Raw genomic sequence first — 18,404 nt, forward strand, 5'->3', positions numbered from 1 at the left:
AGGCTCCCGATCCACGCCCGCCCAACGCCACCCCGCCATCAAGAAAACCCAAGTCAAGACCCCGAAACGACGAAACCCACGTTAAACGCGAAGCTAAGAACCAGACAGGTACGTGGCGAGGGGCGGTTGCCGGGAATTACCGGACCGCCCCTCGCTCGTCACTATATCGACCCATCCGACCGCCCCGGCCCGCCACCAAGAACGGACTAAAGGTCATCTAGAGACATCTGGGGTCGGGTTCGCGGTCGTCGGCCGCCGCCTGTGGAGAGCGGCCTCGATTTTGTCGTACCCGGCTGTTCTACTCGTCCCCACCCAGAGGTGCGGGGCGGGGGAGGTCTGTGGGCCGCCGGGTGATCCGAAATTCTTGCGGTGATCTGTGGCTGGGCGGGGCGTGCCATGGCCGGGGGCCGTGGGTAGGTGCGGTGGGTGCGGCCCGTCGCGCTGAGCCTTCGGGATCCCGCGATGTGGTGGTCGCGGTCAGTCTCTGGGACGCACTCCACCGTCTGGCCGGGCGTCCCGATCAGTGGGAACGGATGCCCAGGGTGCGGGAAGATCCATGCCGAGAGACGGGAATATCCGCTTATATCAACCGCTGTTGATCGAGGGCGGCTAGCTGTGATGAGTTCCGGTTCGCGGCAAACCGCCACTTATCAAGGTCTCCACCCGCGGTCGCGGCAGCCGGGGCGAGCCGGGCTCGAAGCCGGCGTCGACGACGACAACCACCGATGACCGCGACGGGCGGCACTCACGGTGACCACGCACGACCCCGGGCCATGGCAAAACCCCAAGCCGACGCTTCAACCGCAGCAGGCCGCACCCACACCACCCCGAAGCCGCCACGACAGCCAGCCCACTCAAACCCAGACCCCCACCCCAACAGGTGTCTAGATGCCGAACGGATCGGGCCGTTTCTCGAGCAGCTCGAGCAGTGTGGCCTGGATCGTCTCGCGTACCTGGTCGGCGAGGTTGTAGACGACCATCGGGTCGTCGGCGTGCTCGGTGAGGTGCGCGGTCGGAATCGGCGGGCAGAACTGGATGAGCCACTTGCTCGGCAGCGGCACCAGCCCGAGCGGCCCCAGCCAGGGGAAAGTCGGCGTGACGGGGAAGTACGGAAGGCCCAGCAGGCGGGCCAGCGGCTTCACGTCGGCGAGGATCGGATAGATCTCCTCGGCGCCGACGATCGCCACCGGGACGATCGGCGTGCCCGTCCGCAGCGCCGCCGAGACGAAGCCGCCCCGGCCGAAGCGCTGCAGCTTGTACCGGTCGGCGAAGCGCTTGCCGATGCCCTTGAAGCCCTCGGGGAAGACGCCGACCAGCTGGCCGCCGCTCATCAGGCGCTCGGCGTCCGGGTTGCAGGCCACGGTGGCGCCCGACTTGCGGGCGAGCTCGCTCAGGAACGGCACCCGGAACACCAGGTCGGCGCCGAGCAGACGGAGGTGACGGCCGCCGGGCGTACGGTCGCGGATCGCCACCGAGAGCATCAGGGCGTCGAGCGCGAGCGTGCCGGAGTGGTTGCCCACGACCAGGCCGCCGCCGTCGGCGGGAAGGTGCTCGACGCCGTACACCTCGGTGCGGAACCAGTCGTGGTAGAGCACGCGCAGCAGCGGCTGGAAGACCGCGTCGGTCAGCTCCTGGTCGAAGCCGAAGTCGTCCACCTCGTACGTCCCGGCGAGCCGGCGTCGCAGGAAGGCCAGCCCGTTGGCGACGCGCTGGTCCCAGATGTCGACCTGGTCCGGCCGCTTCGCGGCGGGCTCGTTTTCCTCGAGATGGCCGTTCATCTGCGGCACCTCCGGGATCGGCCGCCGGCCGTTCACCTTGACCGGCGCTGCCGGCTTGGGCAGCGTGAAATCGGCGTGGCCGGGCAGCATGTCACGGTACTCGTGCTGGCTCACTTCACATCGCCCCCGACGGACGGCTTTTCGCTCATCGCGGCGCGGGTGCGGCGGATGCCGTCCAGGATGGCCTGCTCGGCGGCGGCCAGCCGGTCGGCGGTGAGCGAGGAGCCGTTCGCGTGCGCCGCGATGAAGTCGTCGAAGGCGGTCGCGGTGTCGCGGGGCGTGAAGCCGAACTCGCGGACCAGCCGGGTCGTGTCGACCACGCGACCGTGCACGAACAGGTCGATCTGGTCGAGGCCGATCTCGCCGATGCCGACGTTGCGGGCGAGCGCGAGCAGGGTGGAGAGCGTGCCCTCGGGCAGCGGCACGGCGATGCGGCCGGCCCGGCGCACGGCCTGGGACAGCGCGAGCACCCCGGCGCCGGCCACGTTGAACGTGCCCGGGTGGTCTTCGATCACCGATCGGTGCAGGACCTCGAGAGCGTCGTCGACGTGCACGAACTGGAGCCGGGCGTCGCGGCCGAAGACGGTGGGCACGAATGGCTGGGCGAACAGGCGGGTGAGCGTCGTGCGCGCCTCGGAGCCGATGAACGGCGCGAACCGCAGCACGGTCGCGGACACGTCCGGCCGACGGCGGCGGAACCCGCGGACGTACCCCTCGATGTCGAGGATGTCGCGGGCGAACGAGCCGCGTGGCACCGCCCGGGGCTCGGTGTCTTCGGTGAAGACCGCCGGGTCGCGGAACGACGCGCCGTAGGCCGCCGTGGACGAGCGCACGACGAGCTTGCGCAGGCCGGGAACGCCCTGGGCGGCGGCGAGCAGCTGCATCGTGCCGATGACGTTCTGCTCTTTCATCGCCTGGCGGCCGCCGTGCTGGGAGTCGGGCGTGCTGCCGATGGCCATGTGCACGACCGCCTCGGCCCCGAGGTCGGCGAAAGCGCCGGAGGCCGCGCGGGGATCGGCCCGGATCAGCTCGACGTCCTCCAGCTCAGCCCGCAGGGCCGAGGGGGGTTCGTGCGGATCCAGGCCGACGACGCGTTCAATGCGTGGATCAGCGGCGAGGCGGGCGGCCACCCGGGCGCCGAGCGGCCGGCTGACACCGGTCACCACGACGACGCGGGGCGGTGAGGTCACCACAGGCGCACCTTCCGACGCGGCAGAGTGCGGCAAGCGCGGGGGCCGGGCTCGATTACGCCCGGCCAATCGTCACTTGCCGAGACGGCGACGCTGGACGCGGGTCTTGCGCAGCAGCTTACGGTGCTTCTTCTTCGCCATACGCTTGCGGCGCTTCTTGACCACGGAGCCCATACGAACTGCCTCTCGAAACCATGTGGTGGACGCGGCGTGCTCACCGGCACGCGGATGCATCCGAACTGGACGGCGTCCCGACCTGGTCGCCGCGCGAAGCAGCGGCGAGTGGCGGACCGGGAACCAACCGGTCCAGCCTACCGGCCCGTCCGGGCCAGGCCCAAACGGGCCTGGGTATCAGGCGGTTTGAGAGAAGGCGCCCCGCAGGTAGTCGTGCACCGCGTGCTCGGGCACGCGGAACGAACGGCCGACCCGGACGGCGGTGAGATCGCCGCCGTGCACCAGCCGGTAGACGGTCATCTTCGAGACCCGCATGAGCGCGGCGACCTCGGCCACGGTCAGGAACCGCACCTCGGAGAGGCGTTCCTCGGTCTGGGCTGGACCCGTCATCCCTCGCACCGATCCTTTCGCAGGCACGTTCCGCCGCGACCGGACAGGCTTCGCGACGCGGCGGCTAACGTGCGTGTCATCAGAACGTTATCGATACGGCTGTGACCGACGCGATGCGTTCCGTGAAATGGCCGTAAAAAGTCAAGGCCGACACGCCGGATCTGTGTGGTTTTAGCCCTTTTTGGGGACTCTGCGGCCGAACCGCACCACGGTCGAGGGTCGTTCCGCCAGCCTGCGCAGCAGGTAGCCGTACCACTCGGTCCCGTACGGCAGATAGACCCGGACGATGTTGCCGCTCGCCGCAAGCCGGGCCTGCTCCTCGGTGCGCATGCCGTAGAGCATCTGGAACTCGTACTCCTCCGCGGAGCGATCGAACCAGCGAGCCCGGTCTTCCGCGATCGCGATCAGCCGCGGGTCGTGGGTCGCCACCATCGGGTAGCCCTCGCCCGACATCAGGATGTTCAGGCAGCGGACGAACGACTTGTCGATGTCGAGCGCGTCGGTGAACGCGACCGACTCGGGCTCCGCGTACGCGCCTTTGCACAGCCGCACCCGCGAGCCCGCACGTGACAGCTCGCGGCAGTCCCCCTCGGTGCGCCGCAGGTACGCCTGGAGCACCGCGCCCGTCGACGGGTACTCCTTGCGGAGGTCGGTCAGGATCTCCAGCGTCGAGTCGGTGGTCGTGTGATCCTCGGCGTCCAGGGTCACCGAGGTGCCCGCCTCGGCCGCCGCGGCGCAGACGGCGAGCGCGTGGTCGTACGCGAGCTTCTCGTCAAGCCGTTGACCCAGCGCCGAAAGCTTCACGCTCACCTCGGCGGCCGGCGTCAGCCCGGCCGTCCTGAGCCGGCCCAGAAGGGTGACGTACTCGTCGCGGGTCGCCCGGGCGTCCTCCGCCGTGGCCGTGTCGGGCGCCAGGTGGTCCATCGTGATCGACAGCCCGTCGTCGGCCAGCTCGCGCGCCGCGGCCAGCGCGGCGTCGACGTCGTCACCGGCCACGAAACGGCTGGCCACGTTCTTGCTGAGAGACGACGAAGAGACCAGGCGTCCCAGGCGGGACGAATCCGCGGCGGCCAGGAAGACGGAACGGAGCATGCGCCGAGGGTATCGCCCGAAACCGCGCCGGTCGCGGCAACCGTGTCCGTCGGGGCGCGGTGCGGCTACCGTTGTCGAGTGAACTTCGATGAGTACGCGCGGACCGCCGTCGACCTCGTCAACGCGGACCTGGGCGACCTCGCGGGCATGCGTGCCCTGTTCGCCAACGACCGGGGCTGGATGCGCGAACACCTCACCGAGAAAGACCTCGGCGCGTTCCGTCGCGCCCAGCGCCGGCTGCGCGACGTCTTCGAGCTCGGCACCACGGGCCGGGACGGCGACGCGGTCAACGAGCTGAATGCTCTTCTCGAGAACTTCCCCGTGCAGCCGCGCATCTCCGGGCACGATGCGAGCGACTGGCACATGCACGTGACCAGCCGCGGCGCCTCGGTCTCCGCGGAGTATCTGGCCGGCGCCGTCTGGGGCCTGTCGGTCTGGCTGTGCGAGTACGGCAGCGCCCGCTTCGGCATCTGCGCCGACGAGCGCTGCGGCAACGTCTACCTCGACACGTCGTCCAACAACTGCCGGCGCTTCTGCTCGGAGCGCTGCGCGACGCGGTCCCACGTGGCCGCCCACCGAGCCCGCAAGAGAGCAGCCAACCTCACGCCGGCATGACAGCCGGCGCGGCCGACGACGCCGGGGCTAGGTGACGGCGCGCGAACTCCAATGACTCGCGCAGGTCGGCCTCGCGTGCCGCCCGCGACGCTGCCCGGCGGGTCGAGACCTCGAGCGCCACCGAGCCGGTGAACCCGCGCGCCACCAGCGTCCGCAACACCTCGGCGCAGGGCTGATTGCCCCGCCCCGGCACCAGGTGCTCGTCGCGCCCCTCACCGGTGCCGTCGCCGAGATGCACGTGTCTCAGGCCGCCGCCCATCTTGTCGAGCATGTCCAGCGAATCGATGCGCGAGGCCGCGCAATGCGACAGATCGAGGGTGTACGCGTCGAAGCCGGGCTCGGTCGGATCCCAGCCCGGGGTGTACGGCACGAACCAGCGGCCGGCCATCTTCACCGGGAACATGTTCTCGATCGCGAAGCTCATGTGGGGATGCCGCTGCTGCACCTTCTCGAGGCCGGCGGCGAAGTTCTTGGCGTAGTCGCGCTGCCAGCTGAACGGCGGGTGCACCACCACGGTCGGCGCGCCGAGGGTCTCGGCCAGTTCGGCGGACCGGGTCAGTCGTTCCCACGGGTCGGAGCTCCACACCCGCTGGGTCACCAGCAGGCACGGCGCGTGCACCGACAGGACCGGCATGTCGTAGTGGTCGGCGAGGCCCTTGAGGGCGCCGGCGTCCTGGCTCACCCGGTCTGTCCAGACCATGACTTCGAGACCGTCGTAGCCCACCGTGGCGGCCATCTCGAAAGCGGCGGCGGTGGGTTCGGGGAAGACGGAGGAGCTGGACAGGAGGACGGGGACGCGGGACTTCACGAGGTAAAGGGTAGACCTGTTTGTCTCGTACGCCCTCCACGCGGGCGGGTATATGGGGCTATACCGGGCGGCAACGCGGCATTAGTCACCTGCACGCGTACGCTGTCGCGAGTGACCCGCAGTGACCAGAACCGCCCCAGCGAGGTCGGCCTCGATTTCCCTCGCGAATGGATCGAATTCCTCGACCCGGCCGATGAGCAGCATCTGATCCGCGCCGACCTGACCTGGCTGCTGTCCCGCTGGACGTGCGTGTTCGGCTCCGCCTGCCACGGGATCGTGGCCGGCCGGGCGCACGAGGGCTGCTGCACGCACGGCGCCTTCTTCACCGACGCCGACGACGAGAACCGGGTGAAGGCCGCGGTCGCGAAGCTGACCCCGCAGACGTGGCAGCACCACCGCAAGGGCTTCAAGAACTGGACCGAGATGGACACGGTCGACGGCTCGAACCCGGCCCGCCGCACCGCCATCCGCACCGAGGACGGCCCGTGCGTCTTCCTCAACGACGGCGATTTCCCCGGTGGCGGCGGTTGCGCCCTGCACGCCCAGGCCCTGCGCGACGGCGTGCACCCGCTCGCCTACAAGCCGGACGTCTGCTGGCAGCTTCCGGTCCGCCGCGAGCAGGACTGGGTCAAGCGTCCGGACGGCACCAAGATCCTGCAGTCCACCCTGACCGAGTTCGACCGCCGCGGCTGGGGCGCGGGCGGCGCCGACCTCGACTGGTGGTGTACCTCGTCGCCGGAGGCTCACGTCGGCAGCGACCCGATGTACATCTCCTACGGCCCCGAGCTCGCCGCGCTGATCGGCAAGCCGGCCTACGACAAGCTGACCGAGCTGTGCGCCGCCCGCGCGAAGTTGGGCCTGGTCGCCATCCACCCGGCCACCGCGGCCGCCGGCCGGCCGAGCGAAAGAGGCGGGCGCGAGCCCGCCTCCCCGAGCGCCCCGAAGCGCTGACGGCCTACGGCTCGAACTTGTAGCCGAGGCCGCGCACCGTGACGATGTACCGCGGCGCGGAGGGCTCGGGCTCCACCTTGGAGCGCAGCCGTTTGACGTGGACGTCCAGGGTCTTGGTGTCGCCGACGTAGTCGGCGCCCCAGACCCGGTCGATCAGCTGGCCGCGGGTCAGCACCCGGCCGGCGTTGCGCAGCAGCAGCTCGAGCAGCTCGAACTCCTTCAGCGGCAGCTGCACGCCGGCGCCGGCGACCGTGACGACGTGGCGCTCCACGTCCATCCGGACCGGGCCGGCGGCGAGCGTCGGGGTCGACACCTCGGCCGCCTCGGTGCCCTGTCGGCGCAGCACGGCGCGGATACGGGCGACGAGCTCGCGCGGAGAGTACGGCTTGGTGACGTAGTCGTCGGCGCCGATCTCCAGACCGACTACCTTGTCGATCTCGCTGTCCCGGGCGGTGACCATGATGATCGGGACGGCCGAGCGCTGACGCAGCTGACGGCAGACCTCGGTGCCGGACATCTCCGGAAGCATGAGGTCGAGCAACACGATGTCGGCACCGGTCCGATCGAACTGCGTCAGCGCCGAGGTTCCGGTCGGAGCGACCGACACCTCGAAGCCCTCCTTGCGCAGCATGTACGACAGGGCGTCGGAGAACGACTCCTCATCCTCGACCACGAGCACGCGGGCCAATGTGGTTCCTTCCATCTTCCGGTTCCGGGGACTAGCGCCCGGCCGCACCGGACTCGATCTCAATTGCCGCTGGTAACGGCAAAGGGGCTTCAGGGGGGCGCGCGGGTAGGCGCAGGGTGAACGTCGAGCCATCACCAAGCGTGCTGGTGACGTCGACGCGGCCGCCGTGGTTGGTGGCGATGTGCTTGACGATGGCCAGGCCGAGCCCGGTCCCGCCGGTCGACCGGGACCGCGCCTGATCAGCTCGGTAGAACCGCTCGAAGATGCGGTCGACGTCGTGCGGCGCGATGCCGATGCCCTGGTCGGCGACGTCGATCTCGACCCAGTCCTCGTCCTGACGCAGCGTGATCGACACCTTGGTGTCCTCGCCCGAGTACGCGATCGCGTTCTCCAGGAGGTTGGTCACTGCGGTGGCGACCTGGCTGTCGCTGCCGTACACCATCGCGCCCTTGGGGCCGGCGTACGTGACCTCGATGGTCTTCGCCGACGCGGTCGTACGCGTACGGTCGATGACCTCGGCGATCACCCAGTCGACCGCGACCGGCTCGGGCGTGGGCAACGGCTCGGCGCCCTGCAGGCGGGTCAGCTCCAGCAGCTCGTTCACCAGGCGTCCCATGCGGGCCGACTCGTGGTGGATGCGTTCGGCGAAACGGCGGGCGGCGACGAGGTCTTCGTCCTTCTCGTCCTCGGGCTCGACCTCGGCGGCGGTCTCGGTGGCGTCGAGCAGCGCCTCGGCGAGCAGTTGCAGAGCGCCGATCGGGGTCTTGAGCTCGTGGCTCACGTTCGCCACGAAGTCGCGCCGCACCCGGGCCAGCCGGTGCGCCTCGGTGACGTCGGCGGCCTCGATGGCCACGTGCGTCGTGTTGAGGGCGACGGCGCGCAGATGCAGCCCGAGCGGCGCGTGCGCTCCCCCGGCGCGACCTCGCGGAAGGTCGAGCTCCACCTCGCGGCGCACGCCGGTGCGTCGCACCTGGCCGGCCAGCGTACGCAGGATGGGATGGGCCGCGATCGTGCCGGGCGCCCCGCCGGAGCGGAGCAGGCCCATGGCCCGGGCGGCCGGATTGACCAGCACCGGGTGATCCTCGGCGTCGAGAACGACCACGCCCACGCGCAACGAGTCGAGGCTCTTGCGGCCCAGCCCTTTCATGGCGTGCTTGGCGGCGTGCGGCCCGTCGTCCGTTTCGATGGTGTGTCCCCCCTCGTCCGACCGGGAGCCGGCGGCGCGCGCCTGCTCCGGCGACCTGCGGGCACGGGCGTACAGCAAGCCCGCGCCCACGCCGACGGCGAGCGCGACGAGGGCGAGGAGGATGCTGTACACCAAGTCCACGCAGCGATCGTAGGGTCATTGTTTACCTGACCCCTACGATGAACCGGACATAACGGGCGCGCGTCGAATAATGTTCACCACTACGCCCGGCGTCGTTCATCGGTGTTCATGTTGACGCCGTCGGACGGACTTAGCGTAGGCATCACCAAGGTCACGCCCCGACTGAAGGGCGCGACCCCAACCCCCGGGACGAGGACATGCGCGAGGAGTTCCAGGCAGATCTCGACGAGATCAGTCGCCTGCTGGTGACCATGGCCGAAGCCGTGCGGGCCGCGATGCGCAAGGCAACCACAGCGCTGCTCACCGCCGACCTCAAGGCCGCCGAATCGGTCATCGAGCGGGACGCCGAAGTCGACACGATCTACGGGCAGGTCGAGGCCAAGGTGGCCGACACCATCGCCCGCCAGGCGCCGGTCGCCGGCGACCTGCGCATGGTGATCACCGCCCTGCACATCTCGGCCGACATCGAGCGGATGGGCGACCTGGCCGAGCACGTCGCCAAGACCGCCCAGCGGCGTCACCCGTCGCCGGCGGTGCCGGCCGAGCTCCGCCCGGTCTTCAAGGGCATGGCCGAGGTTGCCGACCGGATGGCGGCGGAGATCGCCACCCTGCTCGGCAAGCCCGACGCCGAGCAGGCCGCCAAGCTCGAGACGGCGGACGACGAGATGGACGCCCTCGAGCGGCGGCTGTTCCAGGTGCTGCTCGACGACGACTGGCCGTACGGCGCGGAGACCGCGATCGACGGCGCGCTGCTGGGCCGCTTCTACGAGCGGTACGCCGACCACATCGTGAACGTGGGCGAGCAGCTGGTCTACCTGATCACCGGTGAGCCGGTGAGCGACCCGAGCTGAGAGCCGGGTCGCGCGAAAGGCCGGGACGCCACGGGGGCGTCCCGGCCTTCTGCGTTCGAAGCCTAGCGGCCCTGGTTGGCTACCGCGGCGGCCGCGTCCCTGGCGGCGGCGGGGTCGAGGTAGGTGCCGCCCGGGTTGGTCGGGCGGAAGCTCTCGTCGAGGTCGTAGCGCAGCGGGAAGCCGGTGGGGATGTTCAGCTTCGCGATCGCCTCGTCGGAGACGCCGTCGAGGTGCTTCACGATCGCGCGCAGCGAGTTGCCGTGGGCGGCCACGAGCACCGTCTTGCCGGCCGAGAGGTCGGGCACGATCGCGTCGTACCAGTACGGCAGGGCGCGCTCGAGCACGTCCTTGAGGCATTCCGCCTTCGGCAGCAGCTCGGGCGGGAGCTCCCCGTAGCGCGGGTCGCCGACCTGGGAGAACTCCGAGTCGTCCTCGATCGGCGGCGGCGGCACGTCGTACGACCGGCGCCAGAGCATGAACTGCTCCTCGCCGTACGCCTCGAGGGTCTGCTTCTTGTCCTTGCCCTGCAGGGCGCCGTAGTGGCGCTCGTTGAGCCGCCAGGAGCGCTTCACCGGGATCCAGTGGCGATCGGCGATGTGCAGAGCGATCTCGCTGGTCCGGATCGCCCGGCGCAGCACGCTGGTGTGCACGACGTCGGGCAGCACGCCGTATTCCTTCAGCTGCTCGCCGCCGCGCCGGGCCTCGTCCTCGCCCTTGGCGTCCAGGTCCACGTCGACCCAGCCGGTGAAGAGGTTCTTGGCGTTCCACTCGCTGTTGCCGTGTCGCAGCAGCACCAAAGTCCCTGTCATGGCCTCCATCCTGCCGCAGCCGCGAAACCCGCGAGCGAGGACCCGTCCGTGGCGACCACCACATGGAAAACCGGTTGTCGCAGCCCATAAGTTGTAAGTGGAGAACGATTGATCAGGACTTACGGGGAGACGGCGTGCGGGGTTGGTTTCGGGAAGCTGCGGGTGGATTGCCCCGGCAGTTCTGGTTCCTGTGGGTCGGCATCCTGATCAACCGCCTCGGGTCGTTCGTGGTGATCTTCCTGGCGATCTATCTCACCTCCGAGCGGCACTTCAGCCAGAGCCAGGCCGGCCTCGTGATCGGCCTCTACGGCGTCGGCGGCGCGATCGGCACGACCATCGGCGGGGTTCTGGCCGACCGCTGGGGGCGGCGGCCCACCATGCTGACCGCCCAATTCGGTGCGGCGGCGCTGATGCTCACCCTGGGTTTCGCGTACGACTACTGGCAGATCCTCGCCGTGACGTTCCTGCTCGGGGTCGTGACCGAGGCCGTCCGCCCCGCGTTCTCGGCCATGATGGTCGACGTCGTGCCCGACCGCGATCGCGTGCGCGCCTTCTCGCTGAACTACTGGGCGATCAACCTCGGTTTCGCCCTCTCCGCGGTCGGCGCCGGGCTCGCCGCCAAGGCCGACTACCTGCTGCTGTTCGTCGTCGACGCCGGCAGCACCGTGATCACCGCCCTGATCGGCCTGGTCTTCCTGGCCGAGACGAAGCCGAAGACGGCGGCCCCGCACGCTGCCCGGCGACAGCCCGGCCTGGGCATGGCGCTGCGCGACCGCACGTACGTGCTCTACCTGATCATCAGCCTGGGCGCCGTGATCGTGATGATGCAGCACCTGTCGACGCTGCCGATCGCGATGGCGGCCGACGGGCTGTCCGCCGCGACGTACGGCTGGGTGATCGCGGTCAACGGCGTGCTCATCGTGCTCGGGCAGCTGTTCGTGCCCCGGCTGATCGAGGGTTTCGACCGGTCCCGGGTGCTGGCGCTGGCGGCGCTGATCATCGGGATCGGGTTCGGGCTGGTCGCGTTCGCCGACGCGGCCTGGTTCTTCGCGCTGACCGTGGTGATCTGGACGCTCGGCGAGATGCTCCAGTCCCCGTCCAACGCGGCCACCGTCGCGGCGCTCTCCCCGGCCCCGCTGCGCGGTCGCTACCAGGGCCTCAACTCGCTGAACTGGTCGGCCGGCACGGCACTGGCGCCGGTGGCCGGCGGCTTCACCCAGGAGCACCTGGGCGACGCGGCGCTGTGGCTCGGATGTTTCGGGATATGCGTCCTGGTGGCGGTGGGGTATTTGGTCACCGGGCCGCGGCGCGAGCGGCGGATCGAGCAGTTGCTGGCGACGCCGTCGGCGCCGGCCGTCGCCCCGGCCGCGCCGGACGCGCTGCCGCCGATGGTGGCCGAGCCGGTCGCGGATGACGCCCGCGCGGCCGGATAGAGGTCGCGACCCGCCGGCGTCCTTCCTCGCGCCGGCGCTCGGCGGAGCCGGGCTTCAGTACCTGGGCAGCGCCCACTGGGCGGTGGTGGCGGGCGTCGGGGTCGCCGCGGCGGCCCTGCACCTGGCGGCGGGTCCGGCCCGGGAACGGCACATCGCCGAGATCCGCCACGAGACGGCCGCCACCACCCGGTAGCCGGTCGCTCAGTGGCCGGGTCCGGTGATGATCCGGTTCCGCTCCAACTCGTGCGCCCCGCCCTTCTTCGCCAGCGTCGCGCAGGCCTCCGCGATGTCCCGGGCGAGCGTGTCGACGTGCTCGCGGCTCATCGTCTCCTTGACCAGCGCCCGCATGATCGTCACCTGCTGGGCATCCGGCGGAAGCGTGTAGGCGGGCACCATCCAGCCCCGCTCGGCGGCCAGCTGCCAGGCGAGGTCGAACTCGTCGAACCCGTTGTCGGCGGCGAGACGGAACGCCACCAGCGGAAGCTGCTCCTCGTCGGCGCCGATCAGCTCGAACTGTCCCATCGCCGCCAGCTTCTCGCCGAGCACGCGGGCGTTGGCCTGCATGTTCTTCATGATGTACGTGTAGCCGGCCCGGCCGTACCGCACGAGGTTGTAGTACTGGGCCAGCACCATGGCCGAACCGGTGGAGAAGTTCAGGGTGAAGGTCGAGTCGGTCTTGCCGAGGTAGTTCTCGGTGAAGACGAGGTCCTCGGCGAGGTCCGCCTTCTCGCGGAAGATCAGCCAGCCGATGCCCGGGTAGACGAGGCCGAACTTGTGCCCGGAGACGTTGATCGAGCGAACCTGCTCGAGGCGGAAGTCCCACGCCGAGTCGGGATAGAGGAAGGGCCACACGAACCCGCCGCTGGCCGCGTCCACGTGCAACGGTACGTCGATCCCGCGCTCGTGCTTGATCCGCACGAGCAGGTCGTTGATGCCGGCGATGTCGTCCTTGTGCCCGGTGAAGGTCGTTCCGAGCACGGCCGCGACACCGATCGTGTTCTCGTCGATGTGCGCCCGCACGTCCTCGGGGCCGATCGTGTACTTGCCAGGCTGCAGCGGCACGATCCGGGGCTCGACGTCGAAGTACCGGCAGAACTTCTCCCAGACCACATGCACGTCGCCGCCGAAGACGAGGTTGGGGCTCGATGCCGAGGCGCCCGCAGCCGCGCGGCGGGTCCGCCAGTTCCACTTGAGCGAAAGACCACCGAGCATGATCGCCTCGGACGATCCCTGGGTACGCGCCCCGGTCGTCTCGCCCGGGGCATGGAAGAGGTCGGCGAGCATCCGGATGCAGCGCTGCTCGATCTCTGCCGTCCGCGGGTACTCCGCGTGGTCGATGAAGTTCCGGTGCAGGTTCTCGGCGATGATCCGCTGCGCCTCCGGCTCCATCCAGGTCGTGACGAACGTCGCCAGGTTCCGGGCCGGGTCGCCCTCGAGGGCCAGGTCCTCACCGACGAGACGCATCGCGTCCAGGGCGGGCATGCCCCGCGCCGGGAACTCGCGCGTCGGCACTTCCCGGGTGGCGAACCGGTTGCCGTACAACGCCGCGTCCTCGTTGCCGTTGAATGTGCTGGTCATTCGTCCTCCTCGTTACCGCGCTACGGGTCGGCGCTTTCGAACGGCCCGTCGCCAGGCCGGGAACATCAGGACGGCTCCGATCAGGAAGCAGAGGGCGCCGAGCAGGGTGCCGGCCACGTCGATCCGGACGGCGAGCACCTCGCCGGTGCTGGGAAGGACAAAGGCGGCCAGGACCGAGAGCATGAACAGGACGGATCCGATCATGTTCAGCCACGCGATGAGCCAGGGCAGCGATCGCGGCTGCCAGCTCCAGAAGGTCCCGATCGCGAGGATCCCGAACGCGCTGGCCACCAGGAACAGCGTCGACCCGACGGCATCCGGCCGCCACACGTGCCGGTCCTGCTCCCGCACGGAGGCGTTACGGGCCAGCGCGGCGAGGGTGCTCACGTTGAAGGCCAGCGTCCCCCCGAACTGCGTGATCGCCGCGAGCCAGTCGCGATCGTGCGGCAGCCTGCGCCACATCGTCACCGGCTCCGGCGTGTTCTGCTGCTGCTCGTCGACGCCCGTCATCGACGGCGTCTGTGCCTGCAACAGCTGCAGGAACGACGCCGAGGTGAAGAAGAGCGAGCCGACGAAATAGGTGAGGCCGTCGGCAACGCCGCCGACCGCGTCGGCGTAGGCCGGCACCGAGCCCACCACGAAGCAGGCCGAGCCCAGGATGAACAGGCTCGCTATGGCGGCATTGAGGCGGGCCGGCCGCATCCGCATGCTGCCCCCTCGATCGGCCCCGACTGCGGTGAGCTCCACCCATGGTCTGGCTGGTGGAGCGGCAGCGTCGTCATCCACCACGGATGACAGGAGGGCCTTACGGGAGCGCGGAAAAGAGGGCAGAAACAAAGCACCGGCGGCGGCGGACGACGCCCATCCCCATAGGCGTCGCCCGCACTAACCGCCGGTCTCGGGTCGCGCCGTCCCCCAACGGCATATGCCACCCGTCCCCAAACGCCGACCGCGGCGACCATTGCTGATCAACCAGTTCCCCGAACTAACGGCTCGGCGTCCATTGATTACGCTAGTTGGGGCGGTCAAGGCTTACAAGCCAGTTGGCTGTCTGCCATCTGTCTGGACCGTCACAGTCAACGACAAATGGCCGATCGGCGGATCGACCCGTCCGACATCCGGGCCCCCACTGCCTCGGCGAGAGGTCACATTCACCGCTCGTTCACCGCGCGCCCGCCGGAATTCCGCAAACGGGACCGCCGCATCATTATGCGAAGGACCCTATCAATCTCTTGATCCAGCGTCGACGGGTCGATAAGGCGGGCAAAAGCCACTATGCGGGCGGTGGGGCCAGGTGCTTGAAGGCCTGGAGGTTGGCAAGCGATTCCCCGCGTTTCACCCGCCACTCCCACTCGCGGCGGATCGACGTGCCGAAGCCGATCTCGAGCATGGTGTCGAAGGACTCGTCCGCGTACGTGAGGACGGCGCCCAGGAGACGATCCAGCTCGTCCTCGTCGAGCGACTTCAGGGAGACGCGGCCGGTCAGGTAGACATCGCCGGCCGCGTCGATCGAGAACGAGACGCCGTACATCCGGGCGTTCCGCCGGAGAAGCCAGGCCCAGAGCTCCTCGTGGTTCTCGTCCGGACGGCGCATCACGAAGGCCTCGACGCGCAGCGCGTGCTCACCCACGATCAGGTTGCAGGCGGTCTTGAGCTTGTGCGTGCCCGGAAGAGTCACCACATAAGACGAATCGCCGGTCTTCTCCCACTCCAGCTCGCGCTCGGTGAGAGCCCTCTCGACAAGAGCGGTCACCACGCGTACGCCTCCAGGCGCGCGGCGATCATCGCACGGTGCTGCACCACGGCCTCACGGTAGACCCGGAGCAGCCCTTCGGCCGTACGGTCCCAGGAGAAACCCGCAGCGTGCGCGACCGCCCCGGCAGACAGCGAGGCGCGAAGCCGGGGAGCGGCGAGCACCGAACCGAGCGCGTGCGCCCAGTCGCGCGGGTCGTGCCCGTCGACCAGCAGACCACTCACCCCGTCGCGCACCGCCGTGACCAGACCGCCGACCGCGGCCGCCACCACCGGCGTGCCGCAGGCCTGCGCCTCGAGCGCGACCAGCCCGAACGACTCGTTGTACGACGGCACCGCCACCACGTCGGCGCACCGGTAGAGCCCGGCCAGGTCGTCCGCGGTCTGCGGGGGCAGGAACAGCACGCGGTCGGTGACCCCGAGCGAGGCCGCCAGCTCGATCAGCGAGCTGGGCCGGTCGAGGCCGCTCCCGCTCGGGCCGCCGCAGATGACCAGCGTGGTGTCCGGTTCGCGGAGGAACGGCAACGCCGAGATCAGCACGTCGGGCGCCTTCAACGGCTGGATCCTGCCGACAAAGGCAACAATGCGCCCGCCGGCCGGGAGTCCCAGCCGGGCACGGTCGGCGGCGCCCGGGCGGAACCGATCGAGGTCGACACCGGGCTGCACGACGACGGTGCGCGCCGGCGGGGCGTCGTAGTTGGCCACGAGATCTTGCGCCTCGAAGCGGGTGTTGGCGACGAGCCGGTCCGACTCGGCGACCACCTGCTCCTCGCCGATCACCCGGGCCTTGGGCTCGGGCCGGTCGCCGGCCGCGATCAACCTGTTCTTGACCTTGGCGAGGGTGTGCGCGGTGTGCACGTGCGGCACGCCCCAGCGCTCCCGGGCCAGCCAGCCCACCTGGCCGGAGAGCCAGTAATGGGAGTGGATCAGGTCGTATCGGCCCGGCGGGTGCGCTGCCTCGGCACGCAGCACGCCGTTGGCGAACGCGCACAGCTGTGAGGGCAGATCCTCCTTGGCGAGCCCCTCGAACGGGCCGGCGGTGACGTGCCGGACGCTCACGCCGGGCGCCATCTCGACGACCGGGGGAAGCTCGCTGCGGGTGGCCCGGGTGAAGATCTCCACCTCGACGCCGAGGCGGGCGAGCCGCTTCGACACCTCGACGATGTAGACGTTCATGCCGCCGGCGTCGCCGGTACCGGGCTGTTCCAGGGGGGATGTATGCACCGAAAGGGTGGCTATGCGCCGCGGGGTCGGCCACTCAACCACGATATTTCCTCCCGAAGCGGTTCAAACGTAACGTTCACTTGTTACGTCCGTGTCAATCTTCCCCACCGTCGCGCGCCGAACCACTACGCAGGTGGTCCGGGGTGACTGAAGTCATCGGGAAAGATGGGGGCATGGTGAACATCGCAGTGGTGACGGGTGCGTCCAGCGGGATCGGCGCGGCAACCGCCCGCCGACTGGCGCGGGAGGGTTTCCACGTGGTCGCGGCGGCCCGCCGCGCCGACCGGCTGGAGGCGCTGGTCAAGGAGATCGGCACGGCGACCGCGGTGGAGTGCGACATCACCGACGACGCCTCGGTCGCCCGGTTGGCGGCGGCGGTCGACGGCCTCGAGGGCACGCTCACCCTGCTGGTCAACAACGCCGGGGGCGCCCGCGGGACCGACGAGGTGGCGAACGGCTCGATCGACGACTGGCAGTGGATGTACGAGGTGAACGTGCTCGGCACCCTGCGGGTCACCAAGGCGCTGCTGCCGGCGCTCGAGGCGAGCGGCCGCGGGGCGATCGTGATGGTGGGCTCGACCGCGGGCTTCGTGGTCTACGAGGGTGGCGGCGGGTACACGGCGGCCAAGCATGCCCAGAACGCCCTGACCGGAACGCTGCGCCTGGAACTGGCCGGCAAACCCGTACGCGTGATGGAGATCGACCCGGGAATGGTGCGCACCGACGAGTTCGCGCTCAAGCGGATGGGCGGCGACCAGGCCAAGGCCGACGCGGTCTACCAGGGCGTCAAGGAGCCGCTGACGGCCGACGACATCGCGGACTGCATCACGTTCATGGCGACCCGCGCCCACCACGTCAACATCGACCGGCTGGTGATCCGGCCGATCGCCCAGGCCGCGCAGCACAAGGTGGTTCGGGAGAACTAGGCGTGACCAGACCGGTCGGCGCGATCACCCGGGGGACGACGAATCCCAACCGGTTGCGCCGCGTCGACAACTACATCGCGTACCGCTGCGGCGACCTCCTGCGCGAGGCCCCCGATCCGCTGGTCATCGACCTCGGCTACGGGGCGACGCCGGTCACGGCCGTGGAGTTGCGCGGCCGTCTGGCGACGGCCGTCCGGGAGGACGTCGCGGTCGTGGGTCTCGAGATCGATCCCGTACGGGTGGAAGCGGCGCGCCCCTATGCGGATCCGCCCCGGCTCGCCTTCCGCCGGGGCGGGTTCGAGCTGGCCGGCCTGCGTCCGGTCGTCGTGCGCGCGTTCAACGTGCTGCGGCAGTATTCCGAGGATGAGGTGGCGGCGGCCTGGCGGCAGATGACGGCGACCGGCGCGCTGCTGGTCGAGGGCACCTGCGACGAGCTGGGCCGCATCGCGACCTGGGCGGTGGTCGAGGACGGCGAGCCGCTGACCCTGACCTTCTCGGCTCGGCTGTCCGATCTGGACCATCCGGCGACGTTCGCCGAGCGGCTGCCGAAGGCGCTGATCCACCACAACATCCAGGGCGAGCCGATCCACGACCTGCTGGTGGCGCTCGGCCGGGCCTGGGAGTCGTCGGCGACGCCGTTCGGGCCACGGCAGCGCTGGCTGGCGACCTGCCGCCGGATGCGCGCGGAGTGGCCGGTGCTCGACGGGCCGGCCCGATGGGGTCGCGGCGAGCTGACCGTGCCATGGCCAGGAACTGGGCAGGGAACAAGGTCGGGCCGGTCCTCCGCAGCGGACCGGCCCGACCCCAGGGGGTGAGTA

20 protein-coding genes are annotated in these 18,404 nt (G+C 70.0%); 7 read left to right on the plus strand and 13 right to left on the minus strand.

Annotated features, from left to right (window positions below):
- Positions 1-884: 884 nt before the first annotated feature.
- The 5 genes from ACIA5D_RS34470 to ACIA5D_RS34490 form a co-directional block, all read right to left on the minus strand.
- Positions 885-1,892, minus strand: coding sequence for a lysophospholipid acyltransferase family protein (locus ACIA5D_RS34470; protein WP_396034587.1), 1,008 nt, complete (start codon positions 1,890-1,892; stop codon positions 885-887).
- Positions 1,889-2,971, minus strand: coding sequence for an NAD-dependent epimerase/dehydratase family protein (locus ACIA5D_RS34475; protein ID WP_396034588.1), 1,083 nt, complete (start codon positions 2,969-2,971; stop codon positions 1,889-1,891). Before ACIA5D_RS34475 ends, ACIA5D_RS34470 begins: the two co-directional genes overlap by 4 nt.
- Positions 2,972-3,040: 69 nt before the next feature.
- Complete coding sequence (locus ACIA5D_RS34480; protein ID WP_007465623.1) at positions 3,041-3,142, minus strand: 30S ribosomal protein bS22; 102 nt, start codon at positions 3,140-3,142, stop codon at positions 3,041-3,043.
- Positions 3,143-3,319: 177 nt separating this feature from the next.
- Entirely contained in the window at positions 3,320-3,532 is a 213-nt protein-coding gene (locus tag ACIA5D_RS34485) for a helix-turn-helix domain-containing protein (protein WP_020512985.1), read from the minus strand.
- Between the two features lie 171 nt (positions 3,533-3,703).
- Complete coding sequence (locus ACIA5D_RS34490) at positions 3,704-4,624, minus strand: proline dehydrogenase family protein (RefSeq protein WP_396034589.1); 921 nt, start codon at positions 4,622-4,624, stop codon at positions 3,704-3,706.
- 78 nt (positions 4,625-4,702) lie between these two features.
- On the opposite strand from ACIA5D_RS34490, the gene ACIA5D_RS34495 reads away from it, so the two are divergent.
- Positions 4,703-5,239 (plus strand): CGNR zinc finger domain-containing protein, encoded by a 537-nt coding sequence (locus ACIA5D_RS34495; RefSeq protein ID WP_396034590.1) that lies wholly within the window; start codon positions 4,703-4,705, stop codon positions 5,237-5,239.
- Here the strand turns inward: ACIA5D_RS34495 and ACIA5D_RS34500 are convergent.
- Entirely contained in the window at positions 5,226-6,047 is an 822-nt protein-coding gene (locus ACIA5D_RS34500) for a sugar phosphate isomerase/epimerase family protein (protein WP_396034591.1), read from the minus strand. The genes ACIA5D_RS34495 and ACIA5D_RS34500 overlap by 14 nt on opposite strands.
- Positions 6,048-6,158: 111 nt before the next feature.
- Here ACIA5D_RS34500 and ACIA5D_RS34505 point away from each other — a divergent pair, with 111 nt between their 5' ends.
- Positions 6,159-6,998 (plus strand): hypothetical protein, encoded by an 840-nt coding sequence (locus ACIA5D_RS34505; RefSeq protein ID WP_396034592.1) that lies wholly within the window; start codon positions 6,159-6,161, stop codon positions 6,996-6,998.
- A gap of 4 nt (positions 6,999-7,002) precedes the next feature.
- Here the strand turns inward: ACIA5D_RS34505 and ACIA5D_RS34510 are convergent, their stop codons facing one another.
- Both ACIA5D_RS34510 and ACIA5D_RS34515 read right to left on the minus strand, forming a co-directional pair.
- Positions 7,003-7,686: a response regulator gene (locus ACIA5D_RS34510; RefSeq protein ID WP_396034593.1), complete on the minus strand. Its 684-nt coding sequence runs from the start codon at positions 7,684-7,686 to the stop codon at positions 7,003-7,005.
- A gap of 31 nt (positions 7,687-7,717) precedes the next feature.
- Positions 7,718-9,013, minus strand: a complete 1,296-nt coding sequence (locus ACIA5D_RS34515) for a sensor histidine kinase (protein ID WP_396034594.1) — start codon at positions 9,011-9,013, stop codon at positions 7,718-7,720.
- Positions 9,014-9,210: 197 nt separating this feature from the next.
- Between ACIA5D_RS34515 and phoU the strand changes: the two genes are divergently transcribed.
- Positions 9,211-9,864 carry a phosphate signaling complex protein PhoU gene (gene phoU / locus ACIA5D_RS34520; protein WP_396034595.1) on the plus strand — a complete coding sequence of 218 codons (654 nt, stop codon included), beginning with the start codon at positions 9,211-9,213 and terminating at the stop codon, positions 9,862-9,864.
- Between the two features lie 62 nt (positions 9,865-9,926).
- Here phoU and ACIA5D_RS34525 read toward each other — a convergent pair whose 3' ends face one another.
- Positions 9,927-10,673 carry a phosphoglyceromutase gene (locus tag ACIA5D_RS34525; RefSeq protein WP_396034596.1) on the minus strand — a complete coding sequence of 249 codons (747 nt, stop codon included), beginning with the start codon at positions 10,671-10,673 and terminating at the stop codon, positions 9,927-9,929.
- A gap of 134 nt (positions 10,674-10,807) precedes the next feature.
- On the opposite strand from ACIA5D_RS34525, the gene ACIA5D_RS34530 reads away from it, so the two are divergent.
- Positions 10,808-12,106 carry an MDR family MFS transporter gene (locus ACIA5D_RS34530; protein ID WP_396034598.1) on the plus strand — a complete coding sequence of 433 codons (1,299 nt, stop codon included), beginning with the start codon at positions 10,808-10,810 and terminating at the stop codon, positions 12,104-12,106.
- The gene (locus ACIA5D_RS34535) at positions 12,084-12,299 is read left to right on the plus strand and encodes a hypothetical protein (protein WP_396034599.1); all 216 of its coding nucleotides are present in this window, start codon (positions 12,084-12,086) and stop codon (positions 12,297-12,299) included. The genes ACIA5D_RS34530 and ACIA5D_RS34535 overlap by 23 nt, the downstream gene beginning before the upstream one ends.
- A gap of 8 nt (positions 12,300-12,307) precedes the next feature.
- Here ACIA5D_RS34535 and ACIA5D_RS34540 read toward each other — a convergent pair whose 3' ends face one another.
- From ACIA5D_RS34540 to mshA, 4 genes are all read right to left on the minus strand, one after another.
- The gene (locus ACIA5D_RS34540) at positions 12,308-13,684 is read right to left on the minus strand and encodes a glutamate decarboxylase (RefSeq protein ID WP_396034600.1); all 1,377 of its coding nucleotides are present in this window, start codon (positions 13,682-13,684) and stop codon (positions 12,308-12,310) included.
- A 12-nt stretch (positions 13,685-13,696) separates the two neighbouring features.
- Complete coding sequence (locus tag ACIA5D_RS34545) at positions 13,697-14,392, minus strand: hypothetical protein (protein ID WP_396034602.1); 696 nt, start codon at positions 14,390-14,392, stop codon at positions 13,697-13,699.
- Positions 14,393-14,957: 565 nt separating this feature from the next.
- Positions 14,958-15,440 (minus strand): YbjN domain-containing protein, encoded by a 483-nt coding sequence (locus ACIA5D_RS34550; protein WP_396034603.1) that lies wholly within the window; start codon positions 15,438-15,440, stop codon positions 14,958-14,960.
- Positions 15,434-16,705 carry a D-inositol-3-phosphate glycosyltransferase gene (gene mshA, locus ACIA5D_RS34555; protein WP_396034768.1) on the minus strand — a complete coding sequence of 424 codons (1,272 nt, stop codon included), beginning with the start codon at positions 16,703-16,705 and terminating at the stop codon, positions 15,434-15,436. The genes ACIA5D_RS34550 and mshA overlap by 7 nt, the downstream gene beginning before the upstream one ends.
- Positions 16,706-16,833: 128 nt before the next feature.
- On the opposite strand from mshA, the gene ACIA5D_RS34560 reads away from it, so the two are divergent.
- Together ACIA5D_RS34560 and ACIA5D_RS34565 are read left to right on the plus strand one after the other, a co-directional pair.
- Positions 16,834-17,586, plus strand: coding sequence for an SDR family oxidoreductase (locus ACIA5D_RS34560; protein WP_396034604.1), 753 nt, complete (start codon positions 16,834-16,836; stop codon positions 17,584-17,586).
- 2 nt (positions 17,587-17,588) lie between these two features.
- Positions 17,589-18,401 carry a class I SAM-dependent methyltransferase gene (locus ACIA5D_RS34565; protein ID WP_396034605.1) on the plus strand — a complete coding sequence of 271 codons (813 nt, stop codon included), beginning with the start codon at positions 17,589-17,591 and terminating at the stop codon, positions 18,399-18,401.
- The last annotated feature ends 3 nt before the right edge of the window (positions 18,402-18,404 follow it).

The sequence above is a fragment of the Actinoplanes sp. NPDC051513 genome (genome assembly GCF_044454685.1).
Classification (GTDB): Bacteria; Actinomycetota; Actinomycetes; order Mycobacteriales; family Micromonosporaceae; genus Actinoplanes.

What these genes read in the sequence shown, in the direction of transcription:
- ACIA5D_RS34480 (WP_007465623.1), bottom strand. Translation starts at nt 3,142, where the DNA reads ATGGGCTCCGTGGTCAAGAAGCGCCGCAAGCGTATGGCGAAGAAGAAG.
- ACIA5D_RS34485 (WP_020512985.1), bottom strand. Translation starts at nt 3,532, where the DNA reads ATGACGGGTCCAGCCCAGACCGAGGAACGCCTCTCCGAGGTGCGGTTC.
- ACIA5D_RS34490 (WP_396034589.1), bottom strand. Translation starts at nt 4,624, where the DNA reads ATGCTCCGTTCCGTCTTCCTGGCCGCCGCGGATTCGTCCCGCCTGGGA.
- phoU (WP_396034595.1), top strand. Translation starts at nt 9,211, where the DNA reads ATGCGCGAGGAGTTCCAGGCAGATCTCGACGAGATCAGTCGCCTGCTG.
- ACIA5D_RS34525 (WP_396034596.1), bottom strand. Translation starts at nt 10,673, where the DNA reads ATGACAGGGACTTTGGTGCTGCTGCGACACGGCAACAGCGAGTGGAAC.
- ACIA5D_RS34535 (WP_396034599.1), top strand. Translation starts at nt 12,084, where the DNA reads ATGACGCCCGCGCGGCCGGATAGAGGTCGCGACCCGCCGGCGTCCTTC.
- ACIA5D_RS34540 (WP_396034600.1), bottom strand. Translation starts at nt 13,684, where the DNA reads ATGACCAGCACATTCAACGGCAACGAGGACGCGGCGTTGTACGGCAAC.
- ACIA5D_RS34545 (WP_396034602.1), bottom strand. Translation starts at nt 14,392, where the DNA reads ATGCGGATGCGGCCGGCCCGCCTCAATGCCGCCATAGCGAGCCTGTTC.
- ACIA5D_RS34560 (WP_396034604.1), top strand. Translation starts at nt 16,834, where the DNA reads ATGGTGAACATCGCAGTGGTGACGGGTGCGTCCAGCGGGATCGGCGCG.